The sequence below is a fragment of the Kitasatospora phosalacinea genome, assembly GCF_000717185.1.
GTDB classification, from domain to species: Bacteria; Actinomycetota; Actinomycetes; order Streptomycetales; family Streptomycetaceae; genus Kitasatospora; species Kitasatospora phosalacinea_A.
Genome location: NZ_JNYE01000020.1, coordinates 24999 through 41291 on the forward strand (window position 1 = coordinate 24999; position 16293 = coordinate 41291).

Consider the following 16293-nt stretch of genomic DNA (forward strand, 5'->3'; position numbering starts at 1 on the left):
ACGTTGTCCAGGGATTCTGGCCACGTCCCCGAAAAGCGATAGCTGTTAAGCAAAAGTTAAGTAATATCAGGCGCACACCGTTACTCGATGCCAGTTCACCGACACGTACCGCTTCACTCCCGCCGCCCGTTATTTCCGCACGGGAACGCGCGCCGCCCAGTACGGTGGTGCCCCGCCGGAGACCTGGGGAGGAGCGGACATGACCGTGCAGCCGATCGATCCGGCCCGCGAGGAGGACGGCCCGGTCGCCGCCCCGGCCGCACCCGGCAGGGCCGCCGGGAACACCGCGGACGCCGCCGGCACCGCGGACACCCCGGGCGCCGACCGGGCGAAGGACCGGGACGGGTTCCTCGCCCGGCTCCGGTCCGACCCGGTCCACGCCGAGGCCATGCGAAGGCTGGCCGACCGGTGACCGTCCACCTCGCCCTCGACGACATCGTCGCCGTCACGGGCGACGAGCACCTGGTCAAGGACGCGGGCGTGCTGGAGTCGGCGCTCCACCGCCCGCAGTCCGCCATGTTCGGGGTGGAGTCCTACCCGGACGTCTGGGAGAAGGCCGCGGCCCTGGCGGACTCCCTCGCCAACAACCACCCGCTGCACGACCGGAACAAGCGCACCGCGTACGAGGCCGTCCTCCTGTTCCTGCACTTCAACGACGAGCCGTTCCGCCTCCCCGAGGACCCCGACGCACCCGGCGAGCACATGGTGGCCGTCGCCACGCACCGGTTCGCCGGGATCCCCGAGGCCGCCGGGGCGCTGCGCACCCTGCTCGGCCGCTGACCGGGGGCCGTCCACGCCAAGGCCCGGCCGGATCCGCCGGCCGGGCCTTAGCGTGGGTGGGGACGGCGTCGGAGGGAGCACCCGGTGTTCGAGCGGTTCTCGCGGGCGGGGACGGGCAGTGCGAAGTGGGCGCGGGCGGGGGCGGGGCGGATCGCCATGGGGGTGGCGGACATGGACCTGCCGGGACCGGCCGCGGTGGGGGCGGCGTTGCGGGTGCGGGCGGGGCATCCGGCGTTCGGGTACCCGGTGGCGGAGGCCGCGGACCGGGTGCTGGTCGCCGACTGGTACCGGCGGCGGCACGGGGTGGAGGTGGATCCGCGCTGGGTGATGCTGCTGCCGTTCGCGCCGGGCACGGCGGTGCGGCTGCTGGTGGAGGCGGTGCGTCCGCTGCCGGGCCCGGCGGTGTGCGTGACGCCGGAGTGGGGCGGTTTCGCCCGGGTCTGCCGGGCCGCGGGGGCGGCCGTCCGGGAGCTGCCGCTGCTGGAGACCGGTGACCCGGCGGACCCGTACCGGCTGCCGCTGGCCGAGGTCGCCGCGGCCCGCCCGGGCCTGGTGCTGCTGAGCAGCCCGCACAATCCGAGCGGGCGGATCTGGTCGGCCGCCGACGTCCGGGCGCTGGCCGCGGCGGCCGCGCCGGGGCTGCTGGTCTCGGACGAGGTGCACGGCGACCTGCGGCACCCGGACGCGGGCGCGGAGCAGCCGGTCGCGGTGGCGGTGACCGGCGGGGCGGCCAACGTGGTGACGCTGAACTCGGTGGGCAAGACCTTCAACGCCTCGGGCCTGCCGAGCTGCTTCGCGCTGGTGCCGGACGCGGGGCTGCGGGAGCGGCTGACGGCGGTGATGGCGGGTTTCGGGCTGTGGGAGGGGGGCCTGCTGGGCGCGGTCGCGCAGCGGGCGGCGCTGGCCGAGGGCGGCCCGTGGCTGGACGCCGCGCTGGCGCACCTGGTGCGGGCCCGGGAGCTCGCGACGGCCGCGCTGGGCGGTGCGGTGCTGGCCCGTCCGCAGGCCTCGTACCTGCTGTGGCTGGACGGTGCGGGGCTCGGCACCCGGGAGGAGCTGATCACCCGCTGTGACGTGGAGCTGGCGGACGGGGGTGATTTCGGAGCGGCCGGTTCCGGGCGGCTCCGGCTGAATTTCGCCCTGCCACTGGACCGCCTGCGCACCGCTCTCACCCGACTGACCTGGGAAATGTCGGCTCGGGCGGCACCGAGGTTTGCCCCGGAGCAGACTGAGCAGGAACAACCGGGCTCAAGTCGCGAACCGAGGGATGGTGAAACCCGGTGACATCCGTACGTCCACAGCAGGCCGCGCCGGCCCCCGATCCGATACACAGCGTGACGCTCCGGGCGGAGTTGACCGAGGCGTCGGCCGAGCGTCACCTGGGGGCCATCTGCTTCAAGATCGGGCCTCCGGCGCTGGTCGGGGTGGAGGCGGAGTGGTTCGTCCACGACGTCCGATGTCCCGGCGCACCGGTGGATCCCGGCCGGGTGGCGGCCGCGCTGGCGGTGCTGCCCGACTCGGCCGACGGCCCGGTCCTCCCGGCGGGCTCGCGGCTGACGTACGAACCCGGCGGGCAGGTCGAGCTCAGCTCCCCGCCCGCCGCCGATCCGGCCGACTGCGCGGCCGGGCTGAGCAGCGACCAGGCGGTGCTGCGGGCGGCGCTGGCCGCCGGGGGCCTGCGGCTGACCGGCAGCGGCACCGACCCGATGGACCGCGAGCGGCGGATGCAGGCCACCCACCCGCGCTACCGGGCGATGCAGCGCTACTTCGACCGGGGCGGCCCGTGGGGCCGGATCATGATGACCGGCACCGCCTCCGTGCAGGTCTGCGTGGACGCCGGGACGGAGGCCGACCACGCGGAGCGCTGGCGGCTGGCGCACGAGTTGGGGCCGGTGCTGGTCGGCGCGTTCGCCAACTCGCCGCTGCTGGAGGGCCGTCCGACCGGCTGGAAGTCGACCCGGCAGCTGGTGTGGTCCCGGATGGACCCCTCCCGGACGCTGGCCCCGCCGCCCACCGCCGACCCGCGCACCGCCTGGACGCACTACGTGCTGGACGCCGCGCTGCTGTGCCTGCGCCGCCCGGACGGGCTGCCCTGGGACGCGCCGGCCGGGCTGACCTTCCGCGGGTGGCTGCGCGACGGGGGCGAGCGGCCCGCCGCGCTGGCCGACCTGGACTACCACCGCACCACGCTGTTCCCGCCGGTGCGGCCCCGCGGACACCTGGAGCTGCGGATGATGGACGCCCAGCCCGGCGAGGGCTGGCGGGTGCCGCTGGCCCTGGTCAGCGCGCTGATGGACGACCCGGTGGCCGCCGACGAGGCCCGCGCCGCCCTGGAGCGGCTCGGCCACGCGGGCAGCCGCGCCCCGCGCTCGGGCCTGTGGCGGCGCGCCGCCGCGCTCGGCATGGCCGATCCGGACCTGCGCCGCGCCGCCCTGCTGTGCTTCGCCGCCGCGGAACGCTCGCTGGCCCGCCGGGGCAGCGAACTGCGCACCGGCCTGGTCGAGTTCGCCGAGCGCTACCCGGCCCGCGGCCGCTGCCCGGCCGACGACCAGCTGGCCGCCCTGCGCACCGGCGCCGCCCCCGCCCTGCAGGAGGACGCCCCGTGCTGACCGCCGAACTCCCCTTCCCCCCACCGGAGGAGGCCCCGTGCTGAACGCCGACCGGACCGACCCCGCCGTGCTGCGCGAGCAGATCGCCACCGAGCTGCTCGCCGCCCGGGAGCGCACCGCGCTGCTCACCGGGGCCGTGGACGACGCCGAACTCGTCGCCCAGCACTCGCCGTTGATGTCGCCGCTGGTGTGGGACCTGGCGCACATCGGCAACCAGGAGGAGCTGTGGCTGCTGCGCAACGTCGGCGGCCGCGACCCGATGCACCCGGAGATCGACCCGCTGTACGACGCGTTCGAGCACCCGCGGGCCGAGCGGCCCCGGCTGCCGCTGCTGCCGCCCGCCGAGGCCCGCGCCTACGCGCACGAGGTCCGCGGCCGGGTGCTGGACCTGCTGGCCGCCTCCCCGCTGGAGGGCGCGCCGCTGCTGGACGCCGGGTTCGCGTTCGGGATGATCGTCCAGCACGAGCAGCAGCACGACGAGACCATGCTGGCCACCCACCAGCTGCGCAGCGGCCCGGCCGTGCTGGACGCCCCGCCGCCGCCCGCCGCCACCGGCGGCCCGCTGCCCGTCGAAGTCCTGGTCCCGGCCGGGCCGTTCACCATGGGCACCGACACCGAGCCGTGGGCGCTGGACAACGAGCGCCCCGCCCACCGGGTCGAGCTGCCCGCGTTCTGGCTGGACACCGCGCCGGTCTCCAACGGCTCCTACCTGCGCTTCCTCGCCGACGGCGGCTACGACGACCCGCGCTGGTGGACGCCCGCGGGCTGGGCGCACCGGATGTCCGCGGGGCTGGAGGCGCCGCTGTTCTGGCAGCGCGACGGCGGCCAGTGGCTGCGCCGCCGCTTCGGCCGCGTCGAGCCCGTCCCGGAGGACGAGCCGGTGCTGCACGTCAGCTGGTACGAGGCCGACGCGTACGCCCGCTGGGCGGGGCGGCGGCTGCCGACCGAGGCCGAGTGGGAGAAGGCGGCCCGGCACGACCCGGTCTCCGGCCGCTCCCGGCGCTTCCCGTGGGGCGACGCGGCGCCCGGCCCCGAGCACGCCAACCTGGGCCAGCGGCACCTGCGCCCGGCCCCGGTCGGCGCCTACCCGGAGGGTGAGTCTCCGTACGGGGCACGGCAGTTGATCGGCGACGTGTGGGAGTGGACGTCCAGCGACTTCACCGGCTACCCGGGGTTCACGGCCTGGCCGTACCGGGAGTACTCGGAGGTGTTCTTCGGCCCCGAGTACAAGGTGCTGCGCGGCGGCTCGTTCGCGGTCGCGCCGGTCGCCTGCCGGGGCACCTTCCGCAACTGGGACTACCCGGTGCGGCGGCAGATCTTCGCCGGCTTCCGCACCGCGCGCGACGCCGAGCCCCGGACGGGGGGCTGAGCCCGGTGTGCCGCCACTTCGCCTACCTGGGGCGGCCGGTGCCGATCCGCTCGGTCCTGCTCGACCCCCCGTACGGGCTGCTGCGGCAGTCCTGGGCGCCCCGGCTGCAGCGCTACGGCACCGTCAACGCGGACGGCTACGGGGTCGGCTGGTACGCGGCCGGGGACGAGCGACCGGCCCGCTACCGGCGGGAGGGGCCGATCTGGGCTGACGTCGACCTGGCCGACCTGGCCCGGGTGGTCGACTCGCACGCGGTGCTGGGCGCCGTCCGCTCCGCCACGGCGGGCTGCGCGGCCGGGGCGCAGGCCGCCGCCCCGTTCGCCGCCGGGCGCTGGCTGTTCAGCCACAACGGCGCCCTGCCGGGCTGGCCGCACGCCTTCGCCCCGCTGGCCGAACTGCTGCCCGCCACCGAGCTGTTGGAGCTGGAGACCCGCACCGACTCGGCGCTGCTGTGGGCACTGGTGCTGAACCGGCTGCGCGCGGGCGTCAAGCTCGGCGAGGCGCTCGCCGAAGTGTGCCTGCTGGCCGGGGAACTGGCCGACGCCCGGATCAACCTGCTCGCCACCGACGGGAGTTCGATCGCGGCCACGGCCTGGGGCGACACGCTGTTCCAGCGCCGGGACGCGGACGGCTCCGTGCTGGTCGCCTCCGAACCCTTCGACGACGGGCCCGGCTGGTCCGAAGTCCCCGACCGCACCCTGCTGGTGGCCGATCCGGCCGGCAGCGTGCTGACCCCGCTGGCCCCCATCGGCCCGCGCACCCGAGAGGACGCCCCCCGATGACCGGATACCGGCTCACCCGCCTGCTGCCCCCCGACCACCTGCACCACGCGCTGCGCGCCGACGTCCGCGAGGGCCTCACCGGCGAGCCCAAGCGGCTGCCCCCGAAGTGGTTCTACGACGCCCGCGGCTCCGAACTCTTCGAGGAGATCACCCGGCTGCCCGAGTACTACCCCACCCGGGCCGAGCGCGAGATCCTCACCGCCCGCGCCGCCGACATCGCCGCCACCAGCCGGGCCCGCACCCTGGTCGAACTCGGCTCCGGCTCCTCGGAGAAGACCCGCCTGCTGCTGGACGCGCTGCGCGCCGCGGGCACCCTGGAGCGCTACGTCCCGGTGGACGTCAGCGAGAGCGCGCTCGAATCGGCGGCGCGGGCGCTGACCGCCGACTACCCGGGGCTCGAAGTCGCCGCCGTGCTCTCCGACTTCACCAAGGGCCTGGGCCTGCCCGAGGGCGGCGGCCCCCGGCTGCTGGTGTTCCTCGGCGGCACCCTCGGCAACCTGCTCCCCGACGAGCGCACCGCCTTCCTGTCCGGCCTGCGGGCCCAACTCCTGCCCGGCGACCGGCTGCTGCTCGGCACCGACCTGGTCAAGGACCCCTCGGTGCTGGTCGCCGCGTACGACGACGCCGCGGGCGTCACCGCCGCCTTCAACCGCAACCTGCTGTCGGTGCTCAACCGGGAGCTGGACGCGGACTTCGAACCGGAGCAGTTCGAGCACGTCGCGCTCTGGGACGCCGAGAACGAGTGGATCGAGATGCGGCTGCGCTCCCGGCGCGACCAGACCGTCAAGATCGCCGATCTGGGCCTCCCCGTGCACTTCGAGGCGGGCGAGGAGCTGTACACCGAGGTCTCCGCGAAGTTCCGCCGCGAACGCGTCGAACGCGAGCTCTTCGCCGCGGGCCTGCGCCTGACCGACTGGTGGACGGACGAGGAGGGCCGCTTCGGGCTGTCGCTCTCCCAGCCCTTCGAGGACGGCTCCGGCTGAGGACGGCTCGGACCGAGGACGGCTCCGACTGAGGACGGCTCGGACCGAGGACGGCTCCGACTGAGGACGGCTCCGACTGAGGACTGCTCGGGCTGAGGACGGCTCCGGCTGAGGACGGCTCCGGCCGGGCCAGCCCTGGCTAGGCTCCGTCCTCCGGCGCCCGTGGGCGGACGCCCTGCCGCAGCAGGCCCGCCCACAGGCGGGCGCGGCCGCCGCGGTCGAGCGCCTCGTGGGCGGCGAGCAGGCCGCCGGTGACGGCGCCCATGAAGCCTCCGGCCAGGCAGTCCTGGCCGGAGAGGTAGAGGCCGTCGATCGCGGTGCGCGGGCGCAGCCAGTCCGCCCGGCCCGGGGTGCGGCCGTCGCCGAAGGCGGTGACGTCCTTGGCGAGTCCGTAGAGGCTGCCGCCGGGCCAGGCGGTGAAGTGCTCGGTGCTCAGCGGGGTGCCGAGTTCGTGGTGGGCGACCCGGCCGCGGGTGCGGGGCAGGTGGCGGTGGACCTGCTCGAGGAGGTGCGCGGTGAGTTCGGCCTTCAGTGCGAGGTACGCCGGGCTGCGGTGGTGCCAGCGCGAGCCGTGGAAGGGCGCGAACAGCTCCGGGTGGACGTAGGCGAGGACCTCGCCGGTCGACCGGCCGGGGTTGCGGGCGGTCCAGGTGGGGTCCTTGGCGCAGGAGAAGGAGAGGAAGCTGCCGCTGGTGCGTCCGCCCCGGCCCTCGAAGAAGGCGTCGCAGTCGCCGTCGGTGACGAGCAGGTTGTGCCGGGGCAGGCCGAGTTCCTCGGGGTCGCCGTCGAGTCCGAGGAAGAGCACCACGAACGGGAACCCGCGCCGCATGCCGTCCAGGCGGTCCGGCGCGGGGCCCGACGACGGGCCCGACGACGGGCCTGAGGCCAGGCCTGAGGCCGGGCTCGACGACGGGCCCGGGGCCGGGCCCGGCGTTCGGGTCGCGGACGGCGGCAGCAGGGTGCGGTGGGTGTGGTGCGCGCCCGCCGCGCTGACCACCACCGGGGCCCGCACCCGGGTGCCGTCCGCGAGCTGCACGCCGGTGGCCCGGGTGCCCGTCAGCTCGATCCGGGCGACCGGGGCCCGGACGAAGACCTCGCCGCCCGCGGCGCGGATCGGTTCGAGCATCGCGCGGGCGATCGCGGCGCTGCCGCCGACCGGGTACCAGGCGCCGGTCCGGAAGTGCTCGAACATCACGGCGAGGAGGAAGAACGGCAGGTTGGCGGTGGAGTCCGCCAGCAGCAGGGCGCTGCGGGTGAGGACGGCCTGCCGTAGCCGCTCGTCGCCGATCAGCTCCTCCACCACGTCCCGGGCGGGGCGCATCGCCACCGGCGGTACGGCCGCCGTCCGCAGCAGGCGGGCCAGCGGCCGGGCCACCGGGCCGGAGAGGCGGCCCAGGGCGAGGGCGGGGAGCACCGCACGGCACCGCCCCACCAGGGCGAACAGGGCCTCGATGCCGGTCCGTTCGGCCGGGAAGCGGGCGGTCAGTTCGGCCCGGTGGGCGTCGAAGCCGACCGGGCCCCGGTGCACCTCGCCGGCCAGCCGGTACTCGTCGCACGGGTCCCCGACCGGGGCCCACCGCAGCGTGCCACCGGTCAGGTAGTCGGAGAGGACCCGGACGGGTTCGCGCGGGGCCAGCTGGCCGACGTAGTGGATGCCGACGTCCCACTCCCAGTCGTGGCGCCGGTAGGCGTGGGTGTAGCCGCCCGCGGTGTAGTGCTGCTCGAACACCGCCACCCGGCGTCCCTGGCGGGCCAGGCAGACCGCGGTGGTCAGCCCGCCCGCCCCGGAGCCGACCACCACCGCGTCGTACCGGTCCGCGACCGCGTCCGCCGTCAGCGGCCTGCCCACCCGTACGCGTCCCGCCACGCCCGTCACCTCCGCCGCACCGGCCCGGGGCGGAAGGAGATCCGCCGTTCCCGTACAACTCCCCCCGGGCGCGGACGGTTACGGTCCCGCCCTCGGGCGGCGGTCCCGGCCGTCCGTTATTCGGTGGCGCGGAGCCGGGGGCGTCCGGAGAATGCCCGGGTGCAGATGACTGAGCAGCGGACGGCGACCGTCGTGGTCGAGTGGCAGGGCGAACTCCTCGGGGCGGTGGGCCCGTTCGCGGCGGAGTCGCCGTACTGGGCGCAGGTCGGCGAGGTGGCCGCGGCGGCGTCGCGGGCGGCGGGGGTGCCACTGGCGGTGCTGCGGCTGCTGGCGGTGGCGGGCGGGGAGGGCGGCCGGGGCGGGGCGGCGGTGTACCTGGCGGTGGCGTCCGAGCGTCCGACCGGCGCGCTGGCTCCGGCGGACACCGAGGACGTCGGGCACCCGCTGCGGCTGTGCTGGGCGTCGGCGGACGGGCTGGCGGCCGAATGGGCTTGGGCGGACGGCGAGTTGGCGGCGCTGGGCCGGGCCAGGAGCGGCCCGGTGGAGCAGGTGCGGAGCTGGAACCTGTCGGCGCTGTCGCGGTTCCCGACCGCGGACGGCCCGGTGTGGCTGAAGAGCACGCCGCCGTTCGCGGTGCCGGAGGCGGCGGTGATCGCCCGGGCGGGGCGGGCCGATCCGGGGCTGGTGCCGCGGGTGCTGGCGGCGGACGGGCGGCGGGTGCTGCTGGCGGACGTGCCGGGCGTGGACTGCTGGGGCGTGCCGGAGGACGGCATGCTGGCGGCCGTCGACCGGTGGGCGGCCGTGCAGGCGGCGGTCGCGGCGGACGCGGACGGGTCGGGCGGGCCGGGCGGGCCGGGCGGGTTGGCGGACTGCTCGCCGACCGCGCTGGCGGAGCGCTTCCCGGCGCTGGTGGAGCGGCTGCGCCCGGAGCTGTCGGCGCAGGAGTACGCGCAAGTCCGGGAGCTGGCCGGGCAGTTGCCCGCGATCGCCCGCGCACTCGACTCCTGCGGGCTGCCGTCGACGCTGGTGCACGGCGACTTCCACCCGGGCAACTGGCGCTTCGACGGCGAGCGGGTGACCGTCCTGGACTTCTCGGACGCGGCCTGGGGCCACCCGGCGCTGGACGGCCTGCGGCCGGAGCCGTTCCTCTCCCCCGAGCGCTGGGCGGTCGTCCGCTCGCGCTGGGCCGACGCCTGGCGCGCGCTGGTCCCGGGCTGCGCCCCGGAGCGGGCGCTGGAGCTGGCGCCGCCGCTGGTGCACGTGCACTTCGCGCTGCGCTACCAGGAGTTCCTGGACGGCATCGAGCCGAGCGAGCACCCGTACCACGCGGGCGACCCGGCCGACGAGGTGCGGCGGGCGCTGCGCGCGCTGGGCGGGGCCCTGGCCCCGACGGCCGGGTCGGCCGGGTCGGAGCCGCTGGGCGCGGGCCGCGAGCTGTAGCACGCGCTCATGTCGACGACCGGGAGTTCGGCGCAGCTGCTGCTGGACGCCCGGGCGGCCGAGGCGCTGCCCGCCTCCCCGGAGCGGCTGGCGGCGGCCTCGTACGACGCCTTCACCGCGCAGTCGGCGCAGGAGCAGGACCTGCTGGAGTGCGAGCTCCACGCGCTGGGCCGGACCGCGGACGCGCTCGCCCTGGAGTTCCAGCCGCCGTACGGCGACGGGCCGGTCCAGGACGGCGACGGGCCGGTCCAGGACGGGGTCCGGCTGGGCGTCAGCCGGGAGGAGTTCACCGCGTTCTTCGCCCGGCTCGGCATGACGGAGGTCGGCGCGGCGGGCGGTTTCGACCCGTTCCTGCACGAGACCGCCGAGCTGGTGCCCGCCGAGGACCCGGGCGCACCGATCGAACTGCTGGACGTGCTGTGGCCGGGGTTGGTGTTCGGCGAGCTGCTGTTCGCCCGCGCGGGCGTGCGGGTGCGGGCGGGAGCCCGGGTGGCCGAGCCGGGCCGGGCGGACGCCTCACCGGTGTACTGGGCGTTCCGGCGGCGCGGCCGGCGGCCGGTCGACCTGTCGCAGGGCTGGGGTTCCGACGCGCAGGGGAGCACCAGCCACCGGATGGACTTCCGGACCGCGGACGGCGACCGGCTGAACGTGGTGCGCACCCCCGAGCGGCTGTCGGACCACCTCGACCGCGAGAACAGCTGCCGACTGACCGGGGCGGAGGCCGAGGAGCTACTGCGCCACCGCTGCCTGCTGCGCCGCCCGGCCGGGCAGCCGGAGCCGGTGGTGGACTCACCGGAGGCGGCGGACTTCTGGCCGTTCGACTGGACGCTGCCGGAACCGGCGGCGTGCTCGCCGGACTGCCGCGACCACGGGAGCAACTGGCAGCGGCCCTGAGCCGGTCCTCAGGGCAGGTCGCCGCCGGTGGCGAGGGCCACCCCGAAGGCGGCGACCGGCAGCCCGGCGGCCAGCAGGGCCGCCGCCCCGAGGAGGGCGCCGAAAGTGGCGGCGGCGCGGGGCCGGTCGACGGTGTCGGCGGGCAGCGCGCCCTCGGGGCGGCCGGGCAGGTAGCGGACCTTGACCCGGTCGCCGACGGCGCGCGGGGTGTCGCCGTCGTCCTCGACCCGGACGGGCAGCTGGTCGGCGGTGCGGAAGCGGAGGACGGCCCGGCGGTCGGTGTGGACCTGCCGGGTCTCGACGTGCCGGTGCGTGCTGACGTACGCCTCCAGCACCTCGGCCTCGGCACTGAGCCCGTCGGCCCGCAGGCGGCGCAGCCGGGCGTCGTCGCGCAGCCGCTGCACGGCGACGGCCGCACCGAGGGCAACGAGCAGCAGGCCCGCGCAGCAGGCCGCCGTGCCGGCCGCCGTGTTCGCCCAGTCCATCAGCCCCCGCCTCCCCGATCTCCGTACGGGTGGGTGGACGTGCGGGGCCGGGCCGCCGGTTCCCGTGCGAGCTCGCCGCGGGCGGCACGGCCGGGCCTCGCGCCACAGCCGCCGGTCACCACGCCCACCCGCCATCGCCCCCGTCCCTCGCAGGGGCTCTCAGGGCAGGCGCCGGTAGCGCAGTTCGAGCCCGTCGAGGAGGGCGTCGAGGCCGGTGTCGAAGGCGCCCTGGTCGATGGTGCGGCGGTGTTCGGCGAGGCGGTGGGCGTCGCCGAGGTGGGGGTAGTCGGCGGCGGTGTAGAGGGTGGCGTCGTCGGGGAAGCCGGCGGCGAAGGAGCCGAGGGCGGAGCCGGTGACGAAGTAGCGCATGAGGGCGCCGATCCGGGTGGCCTGGCCGCGGGGCCAGCCCGCGTCGACGAGGCAGCCGAAGACGGCGTCGGCCAGTCGCAGGGCGTGGGGGCGGCGGCCGGGGCCCTGGGCGAGGACGGGGACGAGGTGGGGGTGGGCGGTGAGGGCGGCGCGGTAGGAGCGGGCCCAGGCGTGCAGGGCGGTGCGCCAGTCGTGCGGCGCGTCGAACATGCTGAGGTCGACCTCGCCCATCACACTGTCGACGACGGCGTCGAGCAGGTCGTCCTTGGTGGCGAAGTGGTTGTACAGCGAGGGGCCGCTGACCGAGAGTTCGGCGGCGAGGCGGCGGGTGGAGAGGGCGGCCAGGCCCTCGGCGTCGACCAGGGCGAGGGCGGCTGCGACGATGCGGTCCCGGCTGAGCAGGGGGGTGCGGGGTCGGGCGATCTCCGCCTCCTGGGGTGCGGGCTGCTGGGTCCGGGTCATTCTCGCAGGTGTCCGCGGGTGCTCTTCCGGATCCGGTGCGGGCGGGCTACAGTCACCGTAAAACTTGCAGTGCTAGTTTAAATCGGGGTACCCATCACATGGACCTGGAGCTGACCGAGGAGCAGGCCGCCGTACGGGAGTTGGCGGCCGCCTTCACCGACCGGGAGATCGTGCCGTTCGCCGCCGAGTGGGACCGGGCGGAGTCGATCGACCTGGGGATCGTCCGGAAGCTGGGCGACCTGGGCTTCCTCGGCCTGACCCTGCCGGAGGAGCACGGCGGCAGCGGCGGCGACCACCTGGCGTACTGCCTGGTGCTGGAGGAGCTGGGACGCGGCGACTCCTCGGTGCGCGGCGTGGTGTCGGTGTCGCTGGGGCTGGTCGCGAAGTCGGTGAACGCGTTCGGCACCGAGGAGCAGAAGCGCGCCTGGCTGCCGCGGCTGTGCTCGGGCGAGGCGCTGGGCTGCTTCGCGCTGACCGAGCCCGGCACCGGTTCGGACGCCGCCAACCTGACCACCCGGGCCGAGCGCGACGGCGACGACTGGCTGCTCTCCGGCGCGAAGATGTTCATCACCAACGGGACGTGGGCGGACGTCGCCCTGGTCTTCGCCCGCACCGGCGGGCCCGGGCACCGCGGCGTCACCGCGTTCCTGGTGCCCACCGACGCGCCCGGCTTCGAACGGCGGCTGGTGCACGGCAAGTTGGGCCTGCGCGGGCAGGCCACCGCCGAGCTGTCCTTCGACCGGGTCCGCGTCCCGGACGGCGCGCGCCTGGGCGAGGTCGGCGAGGGCTTCAAGGTCGCGATGGCGGCCCTCGCCAAGGGGCGGATGTCGGTCGCGGCGGGCTGCGTCGGCATCGCGCAGGCCTCGCTGGACGCGGCGGTGCGCTACGCCGGGGAGCGCGAGCAGTTCGGGAAGCCCATCGCCGCCCACCAGTTGGTGCAGGAGCTGCTGGCCGACACCGCCGTCGACGTGGACGCGGCCCGGCTGCTGACCTGGCGGGTCGCCGACCTGATCGACCGCGGCCTGCCGTTCGCCACCGAGTCCTCGGTGGCCAAGCTGTACGCCTCCGAGGCGGCGGTGCGCTGCGCCAACAACGCGCTGCAGGTGTTCGGCGGGTACGGCTTCATCGACGAGTACCCGGTCGGCAAGTACCTGCGCGACGCCCGGGTGATGACCCTGTACGAGGGCACCAGCCAGATCCACAAACTGCTCATCGGCCGCTCGCTCACCGGCGTCAACGCCTTCTGACCCACCCCTCCCCCTTCACGACAAGCCCTTCACGACAAGGAGCCCGACGAAGTGCTTCCGGTCTTCATCGCCGCCGCCCGCCGCACCCCGATCGGGCGGCTGCGCGGCGCACTGTCCGCCGTCCGGCCCGACGACCTGTCGGCGGCCGTGCTGCGCGGGCTGCTCTCCGACGTGCCCGCGCTGGACCCGGCGCGGATCGACGACGTGTACTGGGGCGCCGCCAACCAGGCGGGCGAGGACAACCGCAACCTGGCCCGGATGGCCGTGCTGCTCGCCGGGCTGCCCGACAGCGTGCCGGGCGCGACCGTCAACCGGCTGTGCGCCTCCGGCATGGAGGCCGTCACCACCGCCGCCCGCGCGATCGGCTCCGGCGAGGCCGACGTCGTCGTCGCGGGCGGCTGCGAGTCGATGAGCCGCGCCCCGTTCGTGCTGCCCCGCCCGGACGAGGCGCTGCCGCACCGCATCGAGACCTTCGACACCCGGCTCGGCTGGCGCCTGACCAACCCGCGGATGCGCGAACTGCACGGCGTGCTGTCGATGGGCGAGACGGCCGAGGAGGTCGCCGCCCGCTACGGCATCGACCGCGAGGCGCAGGACGCGTTCGCCCTGCGCAGCCACCGACTGGCCGCCGCCGCACGGGAGTCGGGGCACTTCGACGCCGAACTGCTGCCCGTCGCCCGCCCGGACGGGACGGCGGTGGAGCACGACGAGTCGATCCGCCCCGACACCACCGCCGAGAAGCTCGCCGCGCTCAAACCCGTCTTCCGCCCCGGCGGCACCGTCACCGCGGGCAACGCCTCGCCGATGAACGACGGCGCGGCCGCGCTGCTGCTGGTCAGCGAACGAGCGCTGGCCGAGCTGGAGTTGGAGCCGCTGGGCCGGTACGTGGCGGGCGCCTCGGCGGGCGTGCACCCCGACGTGATGGGCATCGGGCCCGTCCCGGCGACCCGGCGGGTGCTGGAGCGCTCCGGCTGGAAGCTCGCCGACCTGGAGACCGCCGAGTTCAACGAGGCCTTCGCCGCCCAAGCCCTCGCCTCCACCCGCCGGTTGGGCATCGACCCGGAGCTGGTCAACCCCTCCGGCGGGGCGATCGCCCTGGGCCACCCGCTGGGCTGCTCCGGCGCCCGGATCCTCACCACCCTGCTGCACCGGATGCGCCGCACCGGCGCCCGGCGCGGCCTGGCCACCATGTGCGTGGGCGTCGGCCAGGGCTCGGCCGTCCTGGTCGAGCGAGACTGAAATCCCCTCCCCCTCAATGAAGATGACGGATCGTCAGGAACGGAGTACGACGGTGGGCAGGTTCGACGGCAAGGTGGCAGTGGTGACCGGAGCCGCGCAGGGCATCGGTGCGGCGACGGCGCGGCTGCTGGCCGCGGAGGGCGCGGCGGTCGCCGTGGTCGACCTCACGGCGGAGCGGGCGAAGGACACCGTCGAGGAGATCCTCGCGGCGGGCGGCACCGCCCGCGGGTACGGGTGCGACGTCGCCGACTACGAGGCGGTGGAGGCCGTGTTCGCCACCGTGGCCGAGGAGTTGGGCGGCGTGCACGTCCTGGTCAACAACGCCGGGATCACCCGCGACAACCTGTTCTTCAAGATGCCCAAGCAGGACTGGGACACCGTCCTCGCGGTCAACCTGACCAGCGCCTACAACTGCGCGCACGTCGCGCAGAAGTACTTCGTGGCGCAGAAGTACGGCAAGATCGTCTCGCTCAGCTCGCGCTCCGCCCTGGGCAACCGCGGGCAGGCCAACTACGCGGCGGCGAAAGCCGGGATCCAGGGCCTCACCGCGACCCTGGCCATCGAGCTCGGCCCCTTCAACGTCAACGTGAACGCCGTCGCCCCCGGCTACATCGCGACCTCGATGACCGCCGCGACCGCCGAACGCGTCGGCGCGACCCCCGAGGAGCACCAGGCCGAGGTCGCCGGCCGCACCCCGCTGCGCCGGGTCGGCCGCCCCGAGGAGGTCGCCGCCGTGGTGGCGTTCCTGGCCAGCGAGGACGCCTCGTACGTCAGCGGCCAGACGCTGTACGTCAACGGCGGCGCGCGGTAGCCGCGTCGGCGGCGCCGGACGGACCGGTGGGGGCCGCTCCCGCGCACCCCTGAGGGACGGACGGGGTGGCGGTCAGCGCCAGGGCCAGCGGCGGGCCGGCTTCGGCTGCGGCGCGGACTGCGGCGCGGACTGCGGCGCGGTCGGCAGGTCCGGCCGGACGGGCGGGGACGGCGGCGCGGGCTGCGGCGGCGGGAACGGGGCCGGGGCGGCCGGCGGGCGTTCGTGCTCCGGCTGGAGGACGACCGGGTAGTCGAGTCCGGTGGCGATGTGGGTCAGCGCGGTGGCCCGCCAGCCCGTCCAGTCGCTCTCGCGGTCGTAGGTCTCGTGCTCGGCCCAGTCCTCGGCGCGCAGTTGGACCGCGGTCATCCCGGCCGCCTTGGCACCGCTGAGCTCCCGGCTGTCGCCGTCGCCGACGTAGAGGCAGCGCTCGGGGGTGACGCCCAGGCGCCGCATCACCTCGGCGTACAGGGCCGGGTCGGGCTTGCGGCGGCCCTCGCGGCAGGAGAACACCGCGGTGTCGACCCAGCGGGCGGCGGGCACCAGCGCCCAGTGGTCGGCGAGTTCGGTGGAGCAGTCGCTGAGCACCCCGATCCGGACGTCCCGGCGGCGGATCGTCTCCAGCACCCGCAGCGCGTCCGGCCGCAGTGCGAACAGTTCGTGCTGGGCGGCGCGGCGGGCCTCGCACGCCCGCCACAGCGCGACCTGCTCCGGGTCCGTCACCCCGCAGCGCGCCGCGAGCGCGGTGACGGTCTCCCGCAGGTCGCCGAGCCCGCCGACGGCCCGCTCCGGCCAGGACTCGTCCCAGGCCCGCCGCCAGCGCTGCGCGTCGATCCCCAGCGGGGCGGCGCTGCGCGCGGCGTGCTCGTCGCGCACCCGGGACGGGACGGCGGGGGTCAGGGTGCCGAAGAAGTCGAACACCACGGCGTGGAAGGGCGAGAACGGCATGCGGGGAAGCG

General features: G+C 75.9%; 16 protein-coding genes. 12 read left to right on the forward strand and 4 right to left on the reverse strand.

The window, feature by feature from the left end; translation table 11 throughout:
- Nucleotides 1–199 precede the first annotated feature (199 nt).
- From OO57_RS45375 to egtD, 7 genes are all read left to right on the forward strand, one after another.
- Nucleotides 200–412 (forward strand): hypothetical protein, encoded by a 213-nt coding sequence (locus OO57_RS45375; protein WP_033252211.1) that lies wholly within the window; start codon nt 200–202, stop codon nt 410–412.
- A complete protein-coding gene (locus tag OO57_RS45380; protein ID WP_033252212.1) occupies nt 409–780 on the forward strand; it encodes a type II toxin-antitoxin system death-on-curing family toxin in 372 nt (123 codons plus the stop codon). Before OO57_RS45375 ends, OO57_RS45380 begins: the two co-directional genes overlap by 4 nt.
- Before the next feature lie 84 nt (nt 781–864).
- Entirely contained in the window at nt 865–2064 is a 1200-nt protein-coding gene (locus tag OO57_RS39350) for an aminotransferase class I/II-fold pyridoxal phosphate-dependent enzyme (protein WP_158715087.1), read from the forward strand.
- Nucleotides 2065–2114: 50 nt separating this feature from the next.
- Nucleotides 2115–3389: an ergothioneine biosynthesis glutamate--cysteine ligase EgtA gene (gene egtA, locus OO57_RS11195; RefSeq protein ID WP_051777224.1), complete on the forward strand. Its 1275-nt coding sequence runs from the start codon at nt 2115–2117 to the stop codon at nt 3387–3389.
- Nucleotides 3390–3426: 37 nt separating this feature from the next.
- Entirely contained in the window at nt 3427–4758 is a 1332-nt protein-coding gene (gene egtB / locus OO57_RS11200) for an ergothioneine biosynthesis protein EgtB (protein ID WP_033252213.1), read from the forward strand.
- Nucleotides 4759–4763: 5 nt separating this feature from the next.
- The gene (gene egtC / locus OO57_RS11205) at nt 4764–5540 is read left to right on the forward strand and encodes an ergothioneine biosynthesis protein EgtC (protein ID WP_033252214.1); all 777 of its coding nucleotides are present in this window, start codon (nt 4764–4766) and stop codon (nt 5538–5540) included.
- A complete protein-coding gene (gene egtD / locus OO57_RS11210; protein ID WP_033252215.1) occupies nt 5537–6523 on the forward strand; it encodes an L-histidine N(alpha)-methyltransferase in 987 nt (328 codons plus the stop codon). The genes egtC and egtD overlap by 4 nt, the downstream gene beginning before the upstream one ends.
- A 139-nt stretch (nt 6524–6662) precedes the next feature.
- Here egtD and OO57_RS11215 read toward each other — a convergent pair whose 3' ends face one another.
- Nucleotides 6663–8390, reverse strand: a complete 1728-nt coding sequence (locus tag OO57_RS11215; RefSeq protein WP_158715088.1) for a phytoene desaturase family protein — start codon at nt 8388–8390, stop codon at nt 6663–6665.
- Between the two features lie 165 nt (nt 8391–8555).
- On the opposite strand from OO57_RS11215, the gene OO57_RS11220 reads away from it, so the two are divergent.
- Together OO57_RS11220 and OO57_RS11225 are read left to right on the forward strand one after the other, a co-directional pair.
- Entirely contained in the window at nt 8556–9830 is a 1275-nt protein-coding gene (locus OO57_RS11220) for a phosphotransferase family protein (RefSeq protein WP_063737538.1), read from the forward strand.
- Between the two features lie 9 nt (nt 9831–9839).
- Nucleotides 9840–10724 carry a hypothetical protein gene (locus OO57_RS11225; protein WP_051777227.1) on the forward strand — a complete coding sequence of 295 codons (885 nt, stop codon included), beginning with the start codon at nt 9840–9842 and terminating at the stop codon, nt 10722–10724.
- A gap of 8 nt (nt 10725–10732) precedes the next feature.
- Here OO57_RS11225 and OO57_RS11230 read toward each other — a convergent pair whose 3' ends face one another.
- The gene (locus OO57_RS11230) at nt 10733–11209 is read right to left on the reverse strand and encodes a DUF3592 domain-containing protein (protein ID WP_033252217.1); all 477 of its coding nucleotides are present in this window, start codon (nt 11207–11209) and stop codon (nt 10733–10735) included.
- A gap of 159 nt (nt 11210–11368) precedes the next feature.
- On the reverse strand, nt 11369–12040 hold the full coding sequence (locus tag OO57_RS11235) for a TetR/AcrR family transcriptional regulator (RefSeq protein WP_234337308.1): 672 nt from the start codon (nt 12038–12040) through the stop codon (nt 11369–11371).
- A 98-nt stretch (nt 12041–12138) separates the two neighbouring features.
- Between OO57_RS11235 and OO57_RS11240 the strand changes: the two genes are divergently transcribed.
- Genes OO57_RS11240 through fabG form a run of 3 tightly spaced genes read left to right on the forward strand, consistent with a single transcriptional unit; the run spans nt 12139 to nt 15337 of the window.
- Entirely contained in the window at nt 12139–13287 is a 1149-nt protein-coding gene (locus OO57_RS11240; RefSeq protein ID WP_033252218.1) for an acyl-CoA dehydrogenase family protein, read from the forward strand.
- Between the two features lie 51 nt (nt 13288–13338).
- Nucleotides 13339–14526 (forward strand): thiolase family protein, encoded by a 1188-nt coding sequence (locus tag OO57_RS11245; RefSeq protein WP_033252219.1) that lies wholly within the window; start codon nt 13339–13341, stop codon nt 14524–14526.
- A 52-nt stretch (nt 14527–14578) separates the two neighbouring features.
- The gene (gene fabG / locus OO57_RS11250) at nt 14579–15337 is read left to right on the forward strand and encodes a 3-oxoacyl-ACP reductase FabG (protein ID WP_033252220.1); all 759 of its coding nucleotides are present in this window, start codon (nt 14579–14581) and stop codon (nt 15335–15337) included.
- A gap of 72 nt (nt 15338–15409) precedes the next feature.
- Here the strand turns inward: fabG and OO57_RS46740 are convergent, their stop codons facing one another.
- Nucleotides 15410–16282, reverse strand: coding sequence for an HAD family hydrolase (locus tag OO57_RS46740; protein WP_063737534.1), 873 nt, complete (start codon nt 16280–16282; stop codon nt 15410–15412).
- Nucleotides 16283–16293 lie beyond the last annotated feature (11 nt).

What these genes read in the sequence shown, in the direction of transcription:
- OO57_RS46740 (WP_063737534.1), bottom strand. Translation starts at nt 16,282, where the DNA reads ATGCCGTTCTCGCCCTTCCACGCCGTGGTGTTCGACTTCTTCGGCACC.
- OO57_RS11220 (WP_063737538.1), top strand. Translation starts at nt 8,556, where the DNA reads ATGACTGAGCAGCGGACGGCGACCGTCGTGGTCGAGTGGCAGGGCGAA.
- OO57_RS11230 (WP_033252217.1), bottom strand. Translation starts at nt 11,209, where the DNA reads ATGGACTGGGCGAACACGGCGGCCGGCACGGCGGCCTGCTGCGCGGGC.
- OO57_RS45375 (WP_033252211.1), top strand. Translation starts at nt 200, where the DNA reads ATGACCGTGCAGCCGATCGATCCGGCCCGCGAGGAGGACGGCCCGGTC.
- egtD (WP_033252215.1), top strand. Translation starts at nt 5,537, where the DNA reads ATGACCGGATACCGGCTCACCCGCCTGCTGCCCCCCGACCACCTGCAC.
- OO57_RS11235 (WP_234337308.1), bottom strand. Translation starts at nt 12,040, where the DNA reads ATGACCCGGACCCAGCAGCCCGCACCCCAGGAGGCGGAGATCGCCCGA.
- OO57_RS11240 (WP_033252218.1), top strand. Translation starts at nt 12,139, where the DNA reads ATGGACCTGGAGCTGACCGAGGAGCAGGCCGCCGTACGGGAGTTGGCG.
- OO57_RS11225 (WP_051777227.1), top strand. Translation starts at nt 9,840, where the DNA reads ATGTCGACGACCGGGAGTTCGGCGCAGCTGCTGCTGGACGCCCGGGCG.